General features: G+C 70.5%; 18 protein-coding genes. 4 read left to right on the plus strand and 14 right to left on the minus strand.

The window, feature by feature from the left end; all coding sequences use genetic code 11:
• Positions 1-198: 198 nt before the first annotated feature.
• A complete protein-coding gene (locus AB0C21_RS05850) occupies positions 199-579 on the minus strand; it encodes a PH domain-containing protein (protein WP_500202910.1) in 381 nt (126 codons plus the stop codon).
• Between the two features lie 358 nt (positions 580-937).
• Here AB0C21_RS05850 and AB0C21_RS05855 point away from each other — a divergent pair, with 358 nt between their 5' ends.
• Positions 938-2,086, plus strand: coding sequence for an NADH-quinone oxidoreductase subunit D (locus AB0C21_RS05855; RefSeq protein ID WP_500202911.1), 1,149 nt, complete (start codon positions 938-940; stop codon positions 2,084-2,086).
• 18 nt (positions 2,087-2,104) lie between these two features.
• Here AB0C21_RS05855 and AB0C21_RS05860 read toward each other — a convergent pair whose 3' ends face one another.
• The 11 genes from AB0C21_RS05860 to dacB all read right to left on the minus strand — a co-directional run bounded on the left by AB0C21_RS05860 (position 2,105) and on the right by dacB (position 12,488).
• On the minus strand, positions 2,105-2,614 hold the full coding sequence (locus AB0C21_RS05860) for a DUF3180 domain-containing protein (RefSeq protein WP_500202912.1): 510 nt from the start codon (positions 2,612-2,614) through the stop codon (positions 2,105-2,107).
• Positions 2,611-3,198 (minus strand): 2-amino-4-hydroxy-6-hydroxymethyldihydropteridine diphosphokinase, encoded by a 588-nt coding sequence (gene folK / locus AB0C21_RS05865; protein WP_149259784.1) that lies wholly within the window; start codon positions 3,196-3,198, stop codon positions 2,611-2,613. Before folK ends, AB0C21_RS05860 begins: the two co-directional genes overlap by 4 nt.
• Positions 3,195-3,560, minus strand: coding sequence for a dihydroneopterin aldolase (gene folB / locus AB0C21_RS05870; RefSeq protein WP_500202913.1), 366 nt, complete (start codon positions 3,558-3,560; stop codon positions 3,195-3,197). Before folB ends, folK begins: the two co-directional genes overlap by 4 nt.
• Complete coding sequence (locus AB0C21_RS05875) at positions 3,557-3,994, minus strand: nuclear transport factor 2 family protein (RefSeq protein ID WP_141580195.1); 438 nt, start codon at positions 3,992-3,994, stop codon at positions 3,557-3,559. Before AB0C21_RS05875 ends, folB begins: the two co-directional genes overlap by 4 nt.
• Positions 3,991-4,944, minus strand: coding sequence for a dihydropteroate synthase (gene folP, locus AB0C21_RS05880; RefSeq protein ID WP_500202914.1), 954 nt, complete (start codon positions 4,942-4,944; stop codon positions 3,991-3,993). The genes AB0C21_RS05875 and folP overlap by 4 nt, the downstream gene beginning before the upstream one ends.
• A 157-nt stretch (positions 4,945-5,101) precedes the next feature.
• Positions 5,102-5,707: a GTP cyclohydrolase I FolE gene (gene folE, locus AB0C21_RS05885; protein ID WP_149260152.1), complete on the minus strand. Its 606-nt coding sequence runs from the start codon at positions 5,705-5,707 to the stop codon at positions 5,102-5,104.
• Between the two features lie 32 nt (positions 5,708-5,739).
• On the minus strand, positions 5,740-7,743 hold the full coding sequence (gene ftsH / locus AB0C21_RS05890) for an ATP-dependent zinc metalloprotease FtsH (RefSeq protein ID WP_500202915.1): 2,004 nt from the start codon (positions 7,741-7,743) through the stop codon (positions 5,740-5,742).
• Positions 7,744-8,151: 408 nt separating this feature from the next.
• Positions 8,152-8,715 carry a hypoxanthine phosphoribosyltransferase gene (gene hpt, locus AB0C21_RS05895; protein WP_500202916.1) on the minus strand — a complete coding sequence of 188 codons (564 nt, stop codon included), beginning with the start codon at positions 8,713-8,715 and terminating at the stop codon, positions 8,152-8,154.
• Between the two features lie 121 nt (positions 8,716-8,836).
• Positions 8,837-9,835: a tRNA lysidine(34) synthetase TilS gene (gene tilS, locus AB0C21_RS05900; RefSeq protein WP_500202917.1), complete on the minus strand. Its 999-nt coding sequence runs from the start codon at positions 9,833-9,835 to the stop codon at positions 8,837-8,839.
• Positions 9,836-9,914: 79 nt separating this feature from the next.
• Positions 9,915-11,024: a zinc-dependent metalloprotease gene (locus AB0C21_RS05905; protein ID WP_500203310.1), complete on the minus strand. Its 1,110-nt coding sequence runs from the start codon at positions 11,022-11,024 to the stop codon at positions 9,915-9,917.
• 144 nt (positions 11,025-11,168) lie between these two features.
• Positions 11,169-12,488 carry a D-alanyl-D-alanine carboxypeptidase/D-alanyl-D-alanine endopeptidase gene (gene dacB / locus AB0C21_RS05910; RefSeq protein WP_500202918.1) on the minus strand — a complete coding sequence of 440 codons (1,320 nt, stop codon included), beginning with the start codon at positions 12,486-12,488 and terminating at the stop codon, positions 11,169-11,171.
• Between the two features lie 218 nt (positions 12,489-12,706).
• Here dacB and AB0C21_RS05915 point away from each other — a divergent pair, with 218 nt between their 5' ends.
• On the plus strand, positions 12,707-13,198 hold the full coding sequence (locus tag AB0C21_RS05915; RefSeq protein WP_179845738.1) for an inorganic diphosphatase: 492 nt from the start codon (positions 12,707-12,709) through the stop codon (positions 13,196-13,198).
• 170 nt (positions 13,199-13,368) lie between these two features.
• Here the strand turns inward: AB0C21_RS05915 and AB0C21_RS05920 are convergent, their stop codons facing one another.
• Complete coding sequence (locus tag AB0C21_RS05920) at positions 13,369-14,604, minus strand: C40 family peptidase (protein WP_500202919.1); 1,236 nt, start codon at positions 14,602-14,604, stop codon at positions 13,369-13,371.
• A gap of 240 nt (positions 14,605-14,844) precedes the next feature.
• Complete coding sequence (locus AB0C21_RS05925) at positions 14,845-16,152, minus strand: RNA polymerase sigma factor (protein ID WP_500202920.1); 1,308 nt, start codon at positions 16,150-16,152, stop codon at positions 14,845-14,847.
• A gap of 532 nt (positions 16,153-16,684) precedes the next feature.
• On the opposite strand from AB0C21_RS05925, the gene AB0C21_RS05930 reads away from it, so the two are divergent.
• Both AB0C21_RS05930 and AB0C21_RS05935 read left to right on the plus strand, forming a co-directional pair.
• A complete protein-coding gene (locus AB0C21_RS05930) occupies positions 16,685-17,488 on the plus strand; it encodes a MerR family transcriptional regulator (RefSeq protein ID WP_500202921.1) in 804 nt (267 codons plus the stop codon).
• A complete protein-coding gene (locus tag AB0C21_RS05935) occupies positions 17,485-19,965 on the plus strand; it encodes a VIT domain-containing protein (RefSeq protein ID WP_500202922.1) in 2,481 nt (826 codons plus the stop codon). Before AB0C21_RS05930 ends, AB0C21_RS05935 begins: the two co-directional genes overlap by 4 nt.
• The last annotated feature ends 291 nt before the right edge of the window (positions 19,966-20,256 follow it).

The raw sequence follows: 20,256 nt of genomic DNA on the forward strand, positions 1-20,256 counted from the left end.
GGTGCCCGTGGGGACCGGGTTGCCCGTGGGGACCGGGTTGCCCGTGGGGACCGGGTTGCCCGTGGGGACCGGGTTGCCCGTGGGGACCGGGTTGCCCGTGGGGACCGGGTTGCCCTTGTGGTCCCGGCTGCCCATAAGGCCCGGGCGGGCCCGGCGGCCCGGGCCGTCCAGGCGGGCCGTACGGGCCGTAGGGGCCGCTCATAGGCCCATGCTCCGTTCCTCGCCCTTCTGCGCGAGACGGTCACGCAGGAGCGCGGCCTCCGCGGAGGGGAGCCCCGGAATCGTCGCGTCCGTCGCCGCGGCCGCGGTGTGCATCCGGACGGTGGCGACGCCCATCCACCGCTCCAGGAGCCCCGCGGTGACGTCCACGAACTGCATCCGGCCGTAAGGAACCACGATGAGCCGCCGGACGAAGACACCGTGGGTCACGATGAGGTCGTCCTGACGCTCGACATAGCCGTAGGCCCTGCGGTCCAGTTCCGCGACCAGCCAGGTGAGGATCACCCCGAGCACGACAGCGGCGACCCACATGGAGGCCGCCACGACGGTGCCGTTCCTCCATACGATGAATGCGCCCACACCACCGACGGGGATCGCCCAGAGGACCGCGGTGAGAAGCCTGTGCAAGGCGTGGCGTTTCGAGATGGGCGACCAGTGGAGGCCGGCCCCAGGCGCGAACGCCTGATCCGCCTGGTAGAGAGGCGGCCCTTGCTGCGGCGGGTAAGGTGCCCCTACCTGTCCCTGACCAGGGGGCTGACCGCCGTGGCCCGGGTCGGACGGCGCGGGCGGACGCACCGCGCCCTGCGGTCCAGGATGCGCGGCGGGATCGTATGGCGGTTCGCCGTGGCTCGCGTTCATTGCCCCCTAGTCAATCGGATAACGACTACCGCTCGCCATGGGACCATGAAGCGGTGATCGGAGTGGCGGAGGCGCGACCATGACCACCGAACGGATCGTCGGGATCGGTGCGGGCGCCAAGGAGCTCGCCACCGAGGACATGACGCTGAACATCGGCCCCCAGCACCCGTCCACGCACGGTGTGCTCCGGCTGAAGCTCACCCTGGACGGCGAACGCATCTCGGCCGCGGAGCCCATCGTCGGGTACATGCACCGCGGCGCGGAGAAGCTGTTCGAGGTGCGCGACTTCCGGCAGATCATCGTCCTGGCGAACCGGCACGACTGGCTGTCGGCGTTCTCCAGCGAGCTCGGCGTCGTGCTCGCCGTCGAACGCATGCTCGGCATGGAGGTCCCGGTACGAGCGGTCTGGGCGAGGACACTGCTGGCCGAGCTGAACCGGATCCTCAACCACCTGATGTTCCTCGGCTCCTACCCGCTGGAAGTCGGTGCCATCACTCCGATCTTCTACGCGTTCCGCGAGCGCGAGGTCCTCCAGCGGGTCATGGAGGAGATCTCCGGCGGGCGCATGCACTACATGTTCAACCGGGTCGGCGGGCTGAAGGAGGAGCTTCCCGCCGGTTGGACGGCGCGCGCGCGGACGGCGGTCTCCGAGGTGCGCGCCCGCATGAGCGACATCGACGGCCTCATCATGGGCAACGAGATCTTCCGCGCCCGCACCCGGGGGGTCGGCGTCCTCACGCGGGAGCAGATCCTGCAGTACGGGGTGTCCGGGCCCATCGCGCGCGCGTCCGGTGTGGACTTCGACCTGCGCCGGGACGAGCCCTACCTCGCCTACGGCGACCTGGACGTCCGCGTGGTCACCCGGTCGGAGGGCGACTGCCTGGCGCGCTTCGAGTGCCTGCTCGACCAGGTGCACGCGTCCCTCGACCTGGCGGACGCCTGCCTCGACCGCCTGGCCGAACTGCCGCCCGGCCCGATCAACCAGCGGCTGCCGAAGGTCCTGAAGGTCCCCGAGGGCCACACCTACGCCTGGACGGAGAACCCGCTCGGCCTCAACGGCTACTACCTGGTCTCACGGGGCGAGAAGACCCCGTGGCGGTTGAAGCTGCGTTCCGCGTCGTTCAACAACGTCCAGGTACTCGCCGAACTGCTGCCCGGCAACCTGGTCGCCGACATGATCGCCATTCTCGGCTCGATGTTCTTCGTCGTCGGCGACATCGACAAGTAGCACCGCGGCGGCGGTCGCTCAGGCGCGGGACGCGCCGTGCCCCTGGTGCTCGTCGTCCGGGCCCTTGGGCACCCGGCACGCGTACTCCAGGAAGAACGCCGCCGCCACCAGCACGACCGCCGCGAGGAACGTGGCGCCGCTCACGAAGAAGTCGTGCCGGGGGGTCGACTTCTCGAGCGCGCCGGCGAGGCTGATGGCGAACCCGCCGAACACGCCCGCGATGACCGCCGCGGAATGCGCGCTGGCCTTCCCCAGGGCCGCCAGGCGCGCCACCGCCATCGGATCCAGCGGCTTGGGCACCGGCTTGCGCGCGGCGTCGACCGCGCGCCGGTCGGTGGGCTTGCGGCGGATGCGGCGCAGCACGTTCAGGCCGGTGAAGGCCTCGCCCAGGGCGAGCAGCAGCAGCGTCGGCACCGCGGTCCACGGCAGCGGCGGCAGCGACAGGTAGGCGGAGCGCAGCACCGCCCAGGTGATCACCGCTATGACGACCACGACGGCGACGAGGAACAGCGGGCGGGAGGGCTTCATGCAGGCTGCTGGAGGGCCAGGTCGTCGCGCCGCCGGCAGGCCGAGGGGCCGCCCTCCGCCTGCTTGGCCTCGGCCAGGTCGCCGACGCGGCCGTGTCCGGGGAGCAGCACGTCCGGCTCGATGTCGGACCACGGGACGAGGACGAAGGCGCGCTCGTGCGCGCGGGGGTGCGGGAGCGTCAGATCGGGATCGTCGGACGTGATGTCGCCGAAGGTCACGATGTCGATGTCGAGGGTGCGGGGGCCCCAGCGGACCTCGCGCTCACGCCGCATCGAGTTCTCGATGTTCAGGACCCGCTCCAGGAGGTTCTCCGGTGGCAGGCGGGTGTCGGCGATGAGCACGATGTTGAGGAAGTCGCCCTGCTCGGGGATGCTCTCCCCGGGCGGCGCGTAGGGGGCGGTCTCGTAGACCGGGGAGAACGCCACGAAGTGCAGGCCGGGTGCGTCGAACAGCGCGTCGACCGCTTCCTGGATGTTGTCCATCCGATCGCCGAGGTTGCTGCCGATCGAGAACACGACACGGTGCTGGACCAGCATGTGCCCGCCGGTGGCGGTGCGGTCGGGCATGCGGTCGGACGCTGTCATGGGCGACTCCTCCTGATCTTCACGGCGACGTCCGTGAAGGGGTGCGGGATCGGGGCGCTCGGCTTGTGGACGGTGATCTCGACCTCGGACACCGTCCGATCTTCCAGACATATCTTCGCCAACCGGTCGGCCAGCGTTTCGAGCAGGTTGAGGGGCTCACCCTCGACGGCGGCGACCAGCTTGCCGGCGAGCGTGCCGTAGTCGACGGTACGCGAAAGGTCGTCGCCCTCCGCGGCGGGGCGCGTGTTGAGGCCGAGGACGGCGTCCACGACGAACTCCTGGCCCAGTTCGCGCTCGGCGGGCAGGCATCCGTGCCGTCCCCGCGCCCTGAGGCCGCGCAACTCGATGCGGTCGAGAGTCATTCTTCCTCTGCATCCACGACGTTGAGGACGGGTGAACCGTGGTGAAGCAGAAGCCGCCACTCACCGCCCGCCCGTACGAACACGTTCGTCGCCACGATGCTTCCACCCGCGAGGAATCCGGCTTCGGTGTCCTCGTCGGCGGTCAGGATGTTCTCCTTGCACGTCACCACGGCGTGGTCGCCGTAGACGTCCGTCTCCACGTCGGTCAGCACGAACTGGATGTAGGACGTGTTGGCCATGATGAGCGCCCACGAGCGCAGCACCGCCTCTCGTCCGCGCAGCATCGTCCAACCGGGGTGCACGCAGGAGACGCCGTCCGCGTAGGGGCCGTCCGCCCAGACCGCCGACATGCGGTCGAAGTCGCCGGCCTCGAACGCGGCGTAGAACTCGGCATGGACCTCGTCCACGTCGGCGCGGTTCACGGCACGGCTCATAGGCGGGGACTCCCATTGTCGTAGCTGGCGCTGTCGTCGCCGGCACTGTCGTCGCTGGCGCTGTCATCAGTGGCGCCGTCGTAGCTGTAACTGACCGGACGCGCCGCGCGCATCGCGGCCGCCACTCGTACCGCGTCCGCGTTGGGCCGGACCCTGTGCACCCTCACGCACCACGCCCCGGCGGCCGCCACGAGAGAGGTGATGGCCACGGTCGCGTCGTCGCATTCGCCGAAGGGGCGGCGCGTCCCGTCCGGTTCCGCTAGGAGCCTTGTCAGGAATCCTTTGCGGGACGCTCCCACGAGGACGGGGTAGCCGAGGCTCGTGAACGCGTCGAGATGGGCGAGCAGCGACCAGTTGTGCCCTGTCTCCGGGTTCTTGGCGAAGCCCAGCCCCGGGTCGAGCACGATCATCGAGGGGTCGACGCCCTCCCCCAGCACGGCGTCGACCCTGTGCGACAGCTCGTCGCGAACCTCGCGCACCACGTCCGTGTAGACGGCGCGGGTCTGCATGTCGTGACTGTGGCCGCGCCAGTGCATGACCACGTAGGGGACGCCCGCGGCGGCGACCACTCGCGGCATGTCAGGGTCGGCCAGGCCGCCGCTCACGTCGTTCACCAGCCGGGCGCCCGCGTTGACGGCGGCCTCGGCGACCTCGGCGCGCATGGTGTCGACGCTCACCGGAACGTTCTCGGCCACGAGCGCCTCTATGACGGGGACGACGCGGCGCAGTTCCTCTTCCTCCGTCACGCGCTGCGCGCCGGGGCGCGTGGACTCGCCGCCCACGTCGACGATGTCGGCGCCCTCGGCCACGAGGTCGAGCCCGTGGCGGATGGCCTTCTCCGGGTCGAACCAGGCGCCGCCGTCCGAGAAGGAGTCGGGGGTCACGTTCACCACGCCCATGACGAGGCAGCGCCCTGGCTCGGGCAGCCCCGGAACGGCGGCAGTGGTCATGTCACCCCACCCTATGCCTTGGAATCGACCTGCCAGGGCGGCGCATCGACCGCCTCATCGGTCCGGCATACCCTCTCTGGAAGCAGCAGAACGGGCCTCAGCGCGATGCTGAGGCCCGTTCAGACGTTCAGGCGACTCGGGGAGCCCCGAAGTCGCGTCAGCGGCCGAGAATCAGGCTCATCGCCTCGGACCGCGTCTCGGGGTGGTCGCGGAAGTCGCCGCGCACCGCCGACGTCACCGTCTTCGCGCCCGGCTTGCGCACCCCGCGCATCGTCATGCACAGGTGCTCGGCCTCGATCACCACGATGGCCCCGCGGGGCTCCAGCACGGTCATCATCGCGTCGGCCACCTGGCTGGTGAGGCGCTCCTGGACCTGCGGCCGGCGCGCGTACACGTCCACCAGCCTGGCCAGCTTCGACAGACCGGTGATCTGGCCCTTCTTGTTGGGCGTGTAGCCCACGTGCGCGACCCCGTGGAAGGGCACCAGGTGGTGCTCGCACACGGAGTAGACCTCGATGTCCTTCACCAGGACCATTTCCTCATGGTCGGCGTCGAACACCGTGGTCAGCGCGTCCTCGGGCTGCTGGCGCAGGCCCGCGAACTGCTCGGCGTACGCGCGCGCCACCCTGGCGGGGGTGTCGCGCAACCCGTCGCGGTCGGGGTCCTCCCCGATGCCGATCAGGATCTCGCGGACGGCCTTCTCGATGCGCGCGTGGTCGAAACGCCCGCCGTGCAGGGTCTCGCCCGGCGGGTCGTTCTCGATCGGCGCCTCGTCGTACGGGATCGCCAAGGCCGTCAGCTCTCGCCCGAGGCCGGGTCGACGGCCTCAGAGGTGACGCCGCCCTGGCCGTTGTTCTTGGTCAGGTCGGTGACGTCCTGCGGGCCGAGCAGGGCGAGCTCCTTGGGCGTGAGCACCGGCGGACGGTCGGACGGGAGGCGCTTGCCGTAGCCGGTGTAGGAGTTCTGGTGCGGCCGCTTCTGGATCGGCGCGAAGATCTCCAGCACCTGGTTCTTGGACAGCGTCTCCTTCTCCATCAGGTTGACGACCAGCTCGTCAAGGACGTCGCGGTACTCGACGAGGATCTCCCACGCCGTGTCGTGCGCCGCCTCGATGTAGCGCCGGACCTCGTCGTCGATCGCGGAGGCGATGTCCTCGGAGTAGTCGCGCTCGTGGCCCATGTCGCGGCCGAGGAAGACCTCGCCCTGCCCGGTGCCGAACTTGCGCGCGCCGAGGCGCTCGCTCATGCCGTACTCGGTCACCATGTTGCGGGCGATGGAGCTGGCCTTCTCGATGTCGTTGGCCGCGCCCGTGGTGGGCTCGTGGAAGACCAGTTCCTCGGCGGTGCGCCCGCCCAGCAGCATGGCGAGCTGGTCGGTCATCTCCGAACGGGTCGTGAGGAACTTGTCCTCCATGGGGAGGGTCATGGTGTAGCCCAGGGCCCGCCCGCGCGGCAGGATCGTCACCTTGTGCACCGGGTCGGAGTTCGGCAGCGCATGCGCCACCAGGGCGTGGCCGCCCTCGTGGTAGGCGATGATCTTCTTTTCCTTCTCCGACATCACCCGGGTCTTGCGCTCCGGCCCGGCCATGACGCGGTCGATGGACTCCTCGAGGGTGTCCATGTCGATCAGCTTGCGGTCGAAGCGCGCGGTCAGCAGCGCCGCCTCGTTGATCACGTTGGCCAGGTCGGCGCCGGTGAAGCCGGGGGTGCGGCGCGCGATCACGTCCAGGTCGACGTCCTGCGCGAACGGCTTGCCGCGCCCGTGCACGCGGAGGATGCCCTTGCGGCCCTCCAGGTCGGGACGGTCCACGGTGACCTGGCGGTCGAAGCGGCCGGGGCGCAGCAGCGCCGGGTCGAGGATGTCGGGGCGGTTCGTCGCGGCGATCAGGATCACGCCGCCCTTGACGTCGAAGCCGTCCATCTCGACCAGCAGCTGGTTGAGGGTCTGCTCGCGCTCGTCGTGGCCGCCGCCGAGGCCCGCGCCGCGGTGCCGGCCGACGGCGTCGATCTCGTCGATGAAGATGATCGAGGGGGCGTTGGTCTTGGCCTGCTCGAACAGGTCGCGGACCCGGGACGCGCCCACGCCGACGAACATCTCGACGAAGTCGGAGCCGGAGATCGAGTAGAAGGGGACGCCGGCCTCGCCGGCGACGGCGCGCGCCAGGAGCGTCTTGCCGGTGCCGGGCGGGCCGTAGAGCAGCACGCCCTTGGGGATCTTGGCGCCGATCGACTGGAACTTCGCCGGGTTCTGCAGGAAGTCCTTGATCTCTTCGAGCTCCTCCAGGGCCTCGTCGGCCCCGGCCACGTCGGCGAAGGTGGTCTTCGGGGTGTCCTTGGTGATGAGCTTGGCCTTGGACTTGCCGAAGTTCATCACGCGCGAGCCGCCGCCCTGCATCTGGTTCATGATGAACAGGAAGATCAGCACGATCACCACGATGGGCAGCAGGCTGAACAGCAGGTTCAGGAAGAAGCTCTGCTTCGGGACATCAACGTTGTAACCGCCGGACAGCTTGCCGGCGTCGGCCTGCTTCTGCAGCTGCTGCTGCAGCTGGAGGCCCTGGCCGTCGACCCAGGAGGCCTGCTGCTGCTTGCCGTTGGTGAGCGTGAGCTCGATCCGCTGGTCCTTGTCAATGATCTTGGCGGACTTCACCTGGCCCGCGTTGATCTCCTGGACGACCTTGGAGGTGTCGACCTTCTCGAACGAACGGCCGGGGTTGACGCCCCACATGACAAGGGCGACCAAGAGGCCGAACAGCAGGATCCACAGCAGCGGCCCGCGAAAGTAGCGCTTCACGTCCATTTATCCGGTTACCCCTGAGGGGCCCGTCCCTCCTGACCAACGTCTGTGTGTGATCCTCGCCCGTCCCTGGGGACGAACGCCACTGCGACCAACAATGCGACCGACGGAAGGCCCGTCGCCCGGGGCTCCGGTCCCTCCGTGGCGGCTTCCCTCATTCGACTTCCCGAACCCGGGGTCCGGGACACCGACGGTACACCGCAGGCGCAGGAGACGCAGCCGACGCCGTTCTCCCGCATCCCTTCCCTATACCCGTCAACGACCTTTGCAACGATTCGTCACGGTCCCTTGTTCCCTGGGAGCGTTGGTACGCCTCTGACCAGTGTGGCCCTGTCCGGGGCGATCGGCCCTCCAGTCGCTCGGGTCCGTCCGGTCGCCCGGGCTCCGTCGGTGGCTCAAGTCCCAGGGTGCTCAGGCCCCGTCGCCGCCGTACACGTGCGGGGCCAAGGTGCCGACGAAGGGGAGGTTCCGGTACCGCTCCGCGTAGTCGAGCCCATAGCCGATGACGAACTCGTTGGGGATGTCGAAGCCGATGTACTTCACGTCGATGTCGGTCTTGACGGCCTCCGGCTTGCGCAGCAGCGCGCAGATCTCCAGCGAGGCGGGGTCGCGCGAGCGCAGGTTGCTCACCAGCCAGGACAGCGTCAGGCCCGAGTCGACGATGTCCTCAACGATCAACACGTGCCGGTCGAGGATGTCGGTGTCGAGGTCCTTGAGGATGCGGACGACGCCGGACGACTTCGTCCCCGAGCCGTAGGACGACACGGCCATCCAGTCCATGGAGGCGGGCGAGTGCAGCGCCCGCGCCAGGTCGGCCATGATCATGACGGCGCCCTTGAGGACCCCGACGAGCAGCAGGTCCCTGCCCTCGTAGTCGGCGTCGATCTGCGCGGCGAGCTCCCTCACCTTGGCCTGCAGGTCGTTTTCGGGGATCAGTACCTTCGCCAGGTCGTTGCCCAGGTCCTTCTCGTCCACAACCCCACCCTCATAGCTCAGACCTCGCCCGTCCGGTGGGACGGACGTCGGACGGACTCCGCCGCGCGCCGTTCAGGTGCGCGGCGGACGCGGCACGTGGCGATGCGCACACGCCGCGACGTCAAACCGGGCCGAACAGCAGCTTCCCAGACCTCCGCAGGGCGCGCAGCCCCCCGGGCAGATCCACGTGCCGCTGGCCGTGCCAGGCCGTGACCAGCCGATCCACTGCATCGACATGGACCGCCGCGAGCGTACCCGGTGGGCTGCCGGCCCTCACCGCCGCCATCCGGAGGACCCTCGTGCGGACGGCTCTGGGCAGGTTTCCGAGCCCTTCCAGACGGACGGCCGCGCCGTAGCCGTCTTCGGACGCTTCCAGGTCGGAGTAGGCGCGAGCGGCCAACTCGTCAAGGGCGTCTGCGTCGTCGCGCAGCATCCTGGCCGTCCTCGCCAGCGCTTCGGCCACTCCCGGGCCGAGCGCCTTCTCCAGGGCGGGAAGGGCCTCGTGCCGGACGCGCACGCGCGCGTAGGCGGGGTCGATGTTGTGAGGGTCGTCCCAGGGATCGAGCCCCATGGCCTTGCAGGCACGTCGCGTAGTGACGCGATCCAGCCCCAGCAAGGGCCGCAGATACAAGACGCCCTGGGAGCGCCTGAAGCCGGCGGGCATCCCGGCCAGCGACCGGGCGCCGGAACCACGCGCCAACCCCAGCAGGACGGTTTCGGCCTGGTCGTCTTGGGTGTGACCGAGCAGGACGGCAGCGGCCCCCAACCGATGGGCGGCATCGTCCAGGGCGGCGTATCTGGCGTCGCGGGCGGCGTTCTCCGGGCCGCCGGCCCCACCAACGGTGACGGCGACGGATCCTGATGGGTCCAGGCCAAGGTCCGCCATGGTGCGGACCACCGCATCAGCACGCTCGTCCGAACCGTCCTGCAGGCCATGGTCGATCGTGATGCCTCCGGCCGGACGCCCCGCCCTGGGCGCCTCAAAGGCCAGCGCCCCAGCGAGAGCGAGCGAATCGGCGCCCCCGCTGCACGCGGCTAGCACCATCGCCCCCTCAGGGAGGTCGGCGAGAACCCGGCGCACCGCAAGACGTACCGCCGCCACAGCCGGATCAGGGCCCATGGCAAACGTTTACCATCACACGCCGCCGCCCGCCCGGGGCAGGGGCGGCCTGCGGTCCCGGCCGGGACGGCGCGTTGGTTCAGGCCTCGTTGGCCGTGGGCGGGGCGTCAATGGCGCGGGTGCCCACGACCCTGCTCATCCACAGGGTCGGTTCCTTGATCTCGTCGTGGGTCGGGAGCGACTCCGGCGACTCCCAAACCCGGTTGAACCCGGTCATGCCCACCTCGGTGACGACGCGCCGCACGAACCGCGACCCCTCCGCGTACTGCTTCATCTTGAGGTCGATGCCGAGCAGGCGCCGGATCGTCTTGTCGAGCTTGGAGCCGCCGCTGCGCCGCCCCTGGAAGCGCGACCGGATCTGCTGGACGGACGGCACCACCTCTGGGCCGACGGCGTCCATGACGTAGTCGCCGTGCCCTTCGACGAGCGTCATCACGGCGGTGAGGCGGTCGAGGATCTCCCGCTGCTCCGGGGTCTGGATCGCGTCGATGAGGTTGGAGTCGCCACCGCGCACGGCGTCGGCGACGGCCTCGGCCGCGTCCCGGATGCGGTCCAGCATCATGCCGGGATCGAGGTCTGACGCCAGAAGGAACTTGGTCATCTGGTCCTGGACGTACTCGCGCAGCCATGGGACGCCGGTGAACTGGGCGCGGTGCGTCTCCTCGTGCAAGCAGACCCACAGGCGGAAGTCGCGCGACTCCACACCGAGCTCCTGCTCCACATGGACGATGTTGGGAGCCACCAGGGTCAGCCGCCCTGTCGGCGCACGCCCTGACGGGTCCGGCGGCAGGAACAGCTCGTACTGTCCAAGGACGCGGCTGGCCATGTACGCCAGAATCGCGCCCACCTGCATGCCCGTGACGCGGGATCCGACGGCCTGGACGACGACGTTCCCCGCGCCGCCCAGCGGACCGGCGCTGCGCCGCTCGGACATCTGCTCCATGAGCGGCTCGAGCACGACCCGGAAACCGTCCACGTTGGCACGGATCCAGCCCGGCCTGTCCACGATCGTCGCAGGGTCGGGGTCGAGCTCGGAGGCCATGCCGGTGAAGTCCCGCACGTGCCCGTGCGCGAGCTTCGAAAGGCCCCGCAGCTCCTTCACGACCTCACGGGCCTCGGTGTGCGTGACCTGCGGCCCCGGCCTGACGAGCCTGGTGCCGGCCTGGACCGCGAGGTTCCAGTCGATCATTGAGGCGCTCATGTGACTCCACCGTACGTTGACAACGTGGCGCCGGGGCGCCCTGCACGGTCGTTCAACGAACGACCGTTCTGGTTATCTCCCGTACGGCCGCCCCCACACCCGAGCCAAGGCCCGGCCGCAGGAACGCGCGGATCAGCCGCACCCGCAGGACGCGACCGCGGCGGCGAGCTGGTCGAGCTTGCCGGGGTCGACCGGCCCCTTGCCGTCTCCGGCCATGAACGCGAAGGCGAGCAGCCGTCCGTCCGCGTCGTGGGCGAGCCCCGCCAGCGTGCTGACCCCCGCCAGGGTGCCGGTCTTGGCGCGCACCGTCCCCGCGCCGGCCTGACTGGCCGCGACGGTGTAGCGGGGCGGGCTCAGCGTCCCGGAGAACCCCGCGATCGGCAGGCCGGTGATGACCGGGCGCAGCTGCGGATGGTCCTCGCCCGCGGCGAGCGAGACGATCCGGGCCAGCGCGATCGGCGAGATGCGGTTGAGGGGCGACAGCCCGCTGCCGTCGTTGACCGAGACCCCCTCGGCCACGCCCAGCCCGGCGAGGACCTGCCGGACCGCCTGCGCGGCGTCGGCGAACGTCGCGGGACGCCCCGCCTTGATGGCGACCTGGCGGGCCACCGCCTCGGCCACGTCGTTGTCGCTGTCGGTCAGCAGATGCTCCACGAGCGCCGACAACGGCGGCGACTGGACGGCGCCGAGTTGCGCGGCCCCGTTCTTCGCGACCGTCAGTCGGCCCGCCCTAGCGCTGACGCCGTTCTTGGACAGCAGACGCGCGAACTCCTTCGCCGCGGTGGCGGGCGGGTCCGAGACCCGCGTCTTCCTGGACGGGTCCGACGGGGCGACACGTCCCTCATCGACCGTCAAGGCGCTGACAGGGGCGACCTCACCGTCCGGCAGGTAGTTGGGCTTCCACCCCGCGGCCGTACGGGGCCCCTGGTAGGCGGACGCGTCGTAATCCACGCGCACCTGGCTCGCACCGGACGTCTTCAGAGCCGTGGCCGTCTGGCGGGCCAGGTCTGCGAGCGACGCGTAAGGCGGATGCCCGGCCCCAGGGCGCGGGGGAAGGGCCGTCAGGGTAGGATCCCCGCCTCCGACCAGAACGATCCCCCCGCCGGAGCCGCGCACGACCCGGGTGGTGATCCGGTGCGCGGGACCGACCGAGGCCAGCGCCGCCACCGACGTCGCCAGCTTCGTCGTCGAGGCCGGGGTGGCGGGCTGGCCGGCCCGCAGCTCGTACAGCGGCCGCCGGGTCTCCGCGTCGACGACGACCGCGTTGATCTTGGCCTGCGGGCCGCCGATCAGCGCCGACAGCCGTCCCGCCAGGGCGGACGGGTTCGGCGCGCGGCCCGCCCCGGGCTCGGCGGCGAGGATCACGGCGGAGGACCGCGGGACCTGGACCAGGTCGCGCGCCGCCACACTCGGCGGTTGCGGCGACAGATGGCGCGCGGGTGTGAGTTTCACCACTGCCAGACCTGCGGCGACGGCGAAAACGTTAAGGAGGGACAGCGACAGGACTGCGAGGGCTCGGCCCCGTCCAGGCACGTGACCGCCCCTCTCCCACTCACCACTCACCAACGTGCGACATCCTTATACAGGGGAACACTCACCTGTGGTGCCGGCCTCGCCCACAGGCTCCCGAAAGACTATTCACTGCGAGCGCGCAGGGAGCGGAGGACATCTTGGATTTCGACGTCACGATTGAGATCCCGAAGGGCCAGCGGAACAAGTACGAGGTGGACCACGAGACCGGGCGCATCCGGCTCGACCGCATGCTCTTCACCTCCACGCAGTACCCGGCCGACTACGGGTTCGTCGAGGACACGCTCGGCGAGGACGGCGACCCCCTGGACGCCCTGGTCCTGCTGCAGGAGCCGACGTTCCCCGGCTGCCTCATCCGGTGCCGCGCCGTGGGCATGTTCCGCATGACCGACGAGGCCGGCGGCGACGACAAGGTCCTGTGCGTCCCCGCCACCGACCCCCGCATGGAGCACCTGCGCGACATCCACCACGTCGCCGAGTTCGACAGGCTGGAGATCCAGCACTTCTTCGAGGTCTACAAGGACCTGGAGCCCGGCAAGTCCGTCGAGGGCGCCAGTTGGGTGGGACGAGTGGAGGCCGAGCAGGAGATCGAGCGTTCCTTCAAGCGCGCCTCCGACCAGGGCGGCCACTGAGCCGTCCCCGCCCCGTGCGGCACGGCCGGGCCGTGCGGAGTCGCGGACGGCGCTGATCCGCTCCCCGCTGCTTACGCGACGCGCCTTGCGAGGAACCCTTCCGCAGACCCTGCGGAAGGGTTCCGGCTTTCCGGGGCTGGAGCGGAGGCTCCGGTGAAGCGGGGTCTGCATCAGCCTGCGGGACGCGTCGCACCGATCAGGTCGGACCGGTGGATGCTCGCGATGCGCACCCGTGCCCCGGTGTAGGGGGCTTCCACCATGCGGCCGCCGCTGAGGTAGAGGCCCACGTGGTGGATGGAGGCGGGGTCGGACCGGCTGGTCGCGAAGAAGACGAGGTCGCCTGGACGCAGTTCGCTGATGGGGACGTGCGGTCCGGACGTCCACTGCGTGCCCGTCCAGTGGTCGAGCCGTACACCAGCCTGGCCCCACGCGTACATGGTGAGGCCCGAGCAGTCGAAGCCGACGATCCCGGCGCCCTGGGCGATGCCGTATGTGGGTCCGTTCGCGTCGCCCCCGCCCCAGGAGTAGGGCGTGCCGAGCCACTTGAGCGCCGCCTGGACCGCGACGGCTCCGCGAGTCTCCGACAGCAACCCCGCTGGAGACCTGGGGACGGGGAAATCCGCTCGTGCTTTGCGCGCCTTCGCCCTCTCCAGGGCACGTTCCCGCGCGCGCTTGACTTTCGCAGCCTTCGCCTGGGCCTTGCCCAGCCTGTGTTCCAGACGGCGCTTGTCAGCCTCGATGCGTTGGACCGCCTCCTGTTGCGTCGCCACCGCGTCCTGCGCGAGCCGTTTGGCCTCGTCGGCGCGCCTCGTCGCTGCCTCCTGCTCGTCCAGCGCCGTCTTCGCCTGGCGGCGGAACAGGCCCGCGACCGTCTTGGACGCTTCGACCTCGCGGAACATGGCGGTCCGCCGTTCGGCGAGCATCTTGACCATGCTGGCGCGGTCCATGAACCCCTGGGGCCCGCCCTCGCCCGCGACGGCCGAGGACATGGGGTCGTAGCCGGTGTTGTCGCGGTAGACCTGCGCGGCGAACGACGCCAGTTCGGCTCTGGCCTCCTCCGTTCTCCGGTTCGCCTCGGCAAGCCGCCCCTGGACGTCCCTGTACGCCTCCTGCGAGCGCCGTAGGCTCACCAGTTCGCCGTTGTAGCGCTCCACCGCGGCCTCCGCGGCTATGGCGAGCCTGTCGAGTTCGCCGTCCGCCTGGGCGAGCATCGCCTTCGTCCGCCCGACCTCGGCGGCACGCTCCCTGACGTCGCGTTCGCTTTGTTCGACGTCCTTCGCGCTGGGGCCGGGAGGATCGGACGGGCGGGCCGACGCGAACGGCACCAGCAGGCTCATGCCGATCGCCACTCCGGAGGCGAGGGCGACCACGCGCAGCGCCGTGCTGCGGGCGGGAGACGGGGTCACGCGACGGCGACGGATCTCTGGAGCGCCAGATGCCATGATCACCTTCTCCCCGCCCGCGATGCTGCTTAGCGCAAATGATCGGCTACGAAGCGTAGTGAATTCGGGAAACGGCAGGTAGGCACGCCACACGGGGGTAGAACACGCCGCTCGCCCTCGGGCGCGGTGCTCTTGTTCGGAGTCGGGCGCAGCGCTCGTACTGGGCGCGGTGCTCGTGTGCTGGGTCGGGCGCGGCGCTCGGTCTCAGGCGCCGTGCGCTGGGCCCGGCCCGGACGACGCTGCCCCTGAGGGCGTGGGCACCGTCGACTCCGAGGGCGGTGCGCTTGACGGGACGGTGGACGGCAGGCGTTCCGGTACCGAACCGGCCGACGGCAGGCGTGGGCCGCGCCTAGAACGAGAGTGGCGTCGGGGAAGGTCGGAATCACCGGGATGCGCGTCCGACCGCCGCCCGGACCCGGGCCGCTGGGAGATGCCGGGTATGGCCGTCGGATGCGGGCCCGCGTTCCGGTACGCGTCCTCCCGCCCGGCACCTACGCCGTACATGGAAGCGACCCCACCCGCGGATAGGAGCGCCACAGCCACGAGCACGGCGGCGGCGCGAACGACCTGCGCGTAGAGCCTGGCCGCCCCCTTCTCCTTTGCCGCCTCACCCTCCTTCGGCTGGTCCTCCTTGGACGCTCTCCGGGGGCGCCCGAACCGCCGCCGCCTGCCTCGGCGAGAGACCCGGCCGAGGCGTCCAAAGGCGGTCTGGACGGGAAATCCATCGGACCTGAACTCCGTCACACGGGTGGCCACGAAGAGCCTGTAGCCGACGAGTTCCGGATCCAGAAAGCAACTCATCACCCTGAGCCGCATCTCGGGCGCGGGAGTCACTACCGGCAGCATCCCGTACACCTTGGCCGCGGACACGGAACGGGGACGGAGGGCTCCACAAACGGGGCAGCCTTGCGCATGCTCCATCAACCGCTCGCTGATGTCCCAGGCAGGGTCATCTTGCCGCTCACGCAGAAGCAGCGCCCGCTCGTCGCAACCGCATGGCCCCTTATGCGCGAGTATCTCCGCGGTCAACGCCACTTTGAGTTCGTCTTGCGCGTCGTCGAGCGCGGCTTCGGCGGCCGTAACCGACATACCGAACACGGCGGCGAGGTCAGGGACGGACAACCGGTGCCGGACGTGAAGCTCCAGGATCTCGCGGGAGATGGGCGGCAGCGCCAGCACCGCCTGCCACGCAACGATGCGCTGGTCGGCGTCCTCCTGATCCGGGCCGACGACCGGTACGTCCGGCGCCTGATGCCGGCGAGGCATGCGCCGGGCGCACTCCAACCGGGCGATGGCGTAGAGCCATGGCCCGAACCGCTCGGGTTCCCGCAGCTTGCCGATGTACGCCTCGGCCACGATGAAGGTGTCGCGTAAGGCGACCTGTGCCGCGTCGCGGTCCCGCAACTGGAACCAGCAGTACGCGTAAAGCCCGTCGGCGTGGGCGTCGTACACCGCGGCCGCGGCACCCGGGTCACGCTTCCGGAGCGCCTCGACCAGGACATGGTCGCTCATACCGAAAAAGGTAAATGCTCCGGGCGCTCTCTACCAGGAAATTCAAGAGATCGCAGTCCGATACCGGACATCACCATCCTCTTTTAATTTAGACTTTTTGTAGAGTGTCCTACTTGAGCAGTTTGAGAGTTTCGCCCGAGATACTGCAAGGTTCGCATGGTTCATGTGACCAGGGCGTCATGGCGGCAAGTGATCATCAAGACACCGAGAGTGATGAGAATAATTCGGATTTCCAGCCTTGCTTGATCACATGAGACGGCCGTCCACGGGACGCCGGGAGATTATCCGTGCGCCAGGAACGATCAATTCCGCTGTCACGATGCCGGAGAAGGCAATTCGACGAAGACTTCGTCACTCCCCAGCCTCCCGAGACGCGCTACGACACTCGACATGCCGCCGCCACCACGCCAAGGACAGAGGCCCGAGACCACGAGACCGCACACGTCGCGCACCGCCACGGCGCAGGCTCGGATCGAAGCCGCCCGGCGAGATCTATTTGACACTGTCATCGTGACAGTGTCATCATCGGGCCATGGACGACACCTGGACGATCGCCGAACTGGCGGACCGTGCCGCCGCGGCCCTCGCGGCGGACGGGTCCGCGCAGGCCAGCGGCCGGGTGCGCGACCTGCCCAACGAGCGGCTGATCCGCTGGTACACCACGATCGGCCTGGTCGACCCGCCCCTCGGCCGCCGCGGCCGCACCGCCCTGTACGGGCCCCGCCATCTCCTCCAACTCGTCGCGGTGAAGCGGCGCCAGGCCGCCGGCCGCTCCATCGCCGAGATCCAGGTCGAGCTCGCCGCCGCGACCGACACGGCCCTCGCCCGCATCGCCGCCCTCCCCGCCCCGCAGGACTCCGCGTCGACCGACCTGCCGCCGACTCCCCGCACGCCCCCAGGCCCAACAGCGAGTCCCCCGGGCTCGAACGCCCAGATCGCAGAGGACGGCGATCCCTCCCTCAGCCATGACGGCCCGGCAAGGCCAGACGACCAAGGCACTTCCCCGACGGCGCCCAAGGGCCCGGAGGAGGCAGCGGGAGGCGGCGACGGAGGGAGCTTCTGGAGCCGGCGCCCCGATGTGTCGTTCCGCCAGAACATCGTCGCCTCCGGCTACGGAGAACCCGCTCCCGCGGTCGTCCAGGGAGTCCGCCTGGCGCCCGGCCTCACCGTGCTCCTCGAGGTCCCGGCCCTCAGCGGCGACGACCTCGCCGCCATCGAGGCCGCCGCACGTCCACTGCTAGACGAGCTGCGCGACCGCGGCCTGCTCGCCCCCGCGAAGAACACCGCCGAAAGCCCCGCCTTCCAGCACGCCGACCCACCCGGGAGGACCCAGTGACCGTGCGCATCCTGCCGCTACCCGACACCGCGCCACCGGCACCCGACCACGGGCTCGGCGCGCTCAGCACCGACATCGGCAATCTGCCGCTCGACTCCGTGGACGTGCACGCGTCCATCACCGGCCTCGCCGCCGGAATCGAGATCGTCCAGGGCTTCCGCAACCCGTCCGACAGGCCGCTGGAGGCCACCTACATCTTCCCCCTGCCCGACCGCGCCGCCGTCACCGCGCTCCGCATGGAGGCCGCCGACCGGGTCATCGAAGGGAAGCTGAAAGAGCGCGGGCAGGCGCGGCAGGACTACGACACCGCGATCGCCGCGGGTCAACGCGCCGCCATCGCGGAGGAAGACCGCCCGGACGTGTTCACCATGCGGGTGGGCAACATCCTGCCGGGCGAGAGGGTCACGATCAGGCTGTCCCTCGACCAGCCGCTTCCGCACGAGTCGGCGTCGAGCGCGACCTTCCGGTTCCCGCTCGTCGTCGCCCCCCGCTACATCCCCGGCGCTCCGCTCGCCGGCGGGCGCGCCGGATCGGGGGTGGCCGACGACACCGACGCCGTCCCGGACGCGTCGCGGATCAGCCCGCCCGTCCTGCTGCCCGGCTTCCCCAACCCGGTCCGCCTGGCCGTCACCGTCGACATCGATCCGGCCGGGCTCCCGCTCACCCAGATCCGGTCGGCGCTGCACGTGGTGGCCGAGGAGGGCGACGGCGAGCGGACGACCGTGCGTCTGCAACCGGGCGAGCGACTCGACCGCGACTTCGTCCTCCGCCTCGACTTCGCCCCGCACGAGAGCGCCGCCCTGTGCCTCATCCCGGACGAGGCCAGCCAGGAGGGGACGTTCAACCTCACCGTCCTGCCCTCCGGGGAAGCGAAGCCCCGCCCGCGCGACGTGGTGCTCGTCCTCGACCGGTCCGGCAGCATGCACGGCTGGAAGATGGTCGCCGCGCGCCGCGCCGCCGCCCGCATCGTCGACACCTTCCGCGCCGAGGACCGGTTCGCCGTCCTGTCCTTCGACACCGTCATCGAGCGCCCGCGCGACCTCGGCTCCGGGCTGGCCGACGGCACCGACCGCAACCGGTTCCGCGCCGTCGAGCACCTGGCGGCGCTGGGCGCGCGGGGCGGCACCGAGATGCTCACCCCGCTCGACGAGGGCTGCCGCCTGCTCGCCGACTCCACCCGCGACCGGGTGCTCGTCCTCATCACCGACGGCCAGGTCGGCAACGAGGACCAACTCCTCGCCCACCTCGAGCCGCGGCTGCGCGGCGTCCGCGTGCACACGGTCGGCATCGACCAGGCCGTCAACGCCGGCTTCCTGAACCGCCTCGCCGCGATCGGCGGGGGCCGCTGCGAACTGGTCGAGTCCGAAGACCGCCTCGACGAGGCGATGGAGCACATCCACCACCGGATCGCCGCCCCGCTGGCGACCGGCCTCACCCTGCACGCCGACGGCCTGGAGATCGTCCCCGACACGGTGGCGCCCGCCCGGCCGAGCGCCCTGTTCCCCGGCGTCCCCCTCCAGATCGCGGGCCGGTTCCGAGGCGCGCCCTCCGGCACCCTGTCCGTCAGGGGTACGGCGTCCGACGGCACGCCCTGGGAGCAGCACGCCACCGGCATCGTGGTCGAAGACTCGGCCGCCCGATCCATCTGGGCCCGCGCACACCTGCGCGACCTGGAGGACCGCTACACGGTCGGCGGACCCGACGACCTGGAACAGCGCATCATCGCGACGTCCCTCCGCTTCGGCGTCCTGTGCCGCTTCACGGCGTTCGTCGCCGTGGACAGCCGGGTCGCGACCGAGGGAGAAGCACCGCACCAGGTCGTCCAGCCGGTGGAGATGCCCCGGGGCTGGGGAGGCGCCGCACCGATGGCCGCCCCGCGCATCGCCCCCGCCACCTTCTCGATCGATATGGACATGGAAGTCCCCGACGCTTTCTCAAGCGCTCCGGCCGCCCCCTCCGGCCCGCCCCCGATGCCGCCCGCATCCATGCCGCCCGCTCCCTCCGGCCCGCCGCCGATGCCGCCCGCCCCTTCGGGCCCGCCCCCGATGCCGCAAGGCGCCCCTCCCGGCTACGGCGCCCCGCCTCCAGTCTCCGGCCGCCCCTCCGGCCGCCCCCACGGTCGATCCGCCGCACGGACTCGCCGACCGGCGGGCTCCGCGCCCCCCGCCCTCACCGGATTCCAGCAAGAACTGGCCAACGTGCTGGGCCGCCTACGCCAGGTCCCCGAAACGCGAGAGGAGCGCATCCACCGCCTGCTGAGCGAGCTCCTCCCCATCCTGGAGTCGATCGTCCAGCGAATGCAGGCCCTGTCCCTGGACGCCACCCCTCTCGCCGCCCTTCGCGACGACCTGCACCGCCTGCCACCCACCGCAGACGAGACCACCGTCAACGACCAGTGGACCAGTGCCTTGCAGGTCCTGGCCGACTTCACCGGCGAACCCCAACCCCGCCGCCCCTTCTGGAAGCGCCCCAGATAACCCATGGCGGGGGCGGCCCCACGAGAGACCGCCCCCGCCACCCGCTCGCCCCCACGTCCAAGAAACCCGCCCGGGCAGACCACCCCGGGCGGGCCTGCGGTCAACACTCCGCGCTTGGGGTGGCGCTACTGAAGACAACGAAAGCCGTCCGATCTCCACTGCCCGCGCGAGTCGCCAGGCCAAGCGCCACAGTGCCGAAGGCGAAGAGTGTTGAGAGCTAGGGGCAGGGCTCATGCGAGCAAAGAAGTGTCGGCCGCGAGCAAGGGTCGGGCCGCAAGCAGAGGGCGAGGC

Source organism: Spirillospora sp. NPDC049024 (assembly GCF_040649235.1).
GTDB lineage: Bacteria > Actinomycetota > Actinomycetes > Streptosporangiales > Streptosporangiaceae > Spirillospora.

Excerpts from the sequence above, each read along its gene's own strand:
- tilS (WP_500202917.1), bottom strand. The coding sequence starts at position 9,835 with ATGGGCCCTGATCCGGCTGTGGCGGCGGTACGTCTTGCGGTGCGCCGG.
- AB0C21_RS05930 (WP_500202921.1), top strand. The coding sequence starts at position 16,685 with ATGGACGACACCTGGACGATCGCCGAACTGGCGGACCGTGCCGCCGCG.
- folP (WP_500202914.1), bottom strand. The coding sequence starts at position 4,944 with ATGACCACTGCCGCCGTTCCGGGGCTGCCCGAGCCAGGGCGCTGCCTC.
- AB0C21_RS05925 (WP_500202920.1), bottom strand. The coding sequence starts at position 16,152 with ATGAGCGACCATGTCCTGGTCGAGGCGCTCCGGAAGCGTGACCCGGGT.
- AB0C21_RS05855 (WP_500202911.1), top strand. The coding sequence starts at position 938 with ATGACCACCGAACGGATCGTCGGGATCGGTGCGGGCGCCAAGGAGCTC.
- ftsH (WP_500202915.1), bottom strand. The coding sequence starts at position 7,743 with ATGGACGTGAAGCGCTACTTTCGCGGGCCGCTGCTGTGGATCCTGCTG.
- AB0C21_RS05875 (WP_141580195.1), bottom strand. The coding sequence starts at position 3,994 with ATGAGCCGTGCCGTGAACCGCGCCGACGTGGACGAGGTCCATGCCGAG.
- AB0C21_RS05860 (WP_500202912.1), bottom strand. The coding sequence starts at position 2,614 with ATGAAGCCCTCCCGCCCGCTGTTCCTCGTCGCCGTCGTGGTCGTCATA.
- folK (WP_149259784.1), bottom strand. The coding sequence starts at position 3,198 with ATGACAGCGTCCGACCGCATGCCCGACCGCACCGCCACCGGCGGGCAC.
- AB0C21_RS05905 (WP_500203310.1), bottom strand. The coding sequence starts at position 11,024 with ATGATCGACTGGAACCTCGCGGTCCAGGCCGGCACCAGGCTCGTCAGG.
- folB (WP_500202913.1), bottom strand. The coding sequence starts at position 3,560 with ATGACTCTCGACCGCATCGAGTTGCGCGGCCTCAGGGCGCGGGGACGG.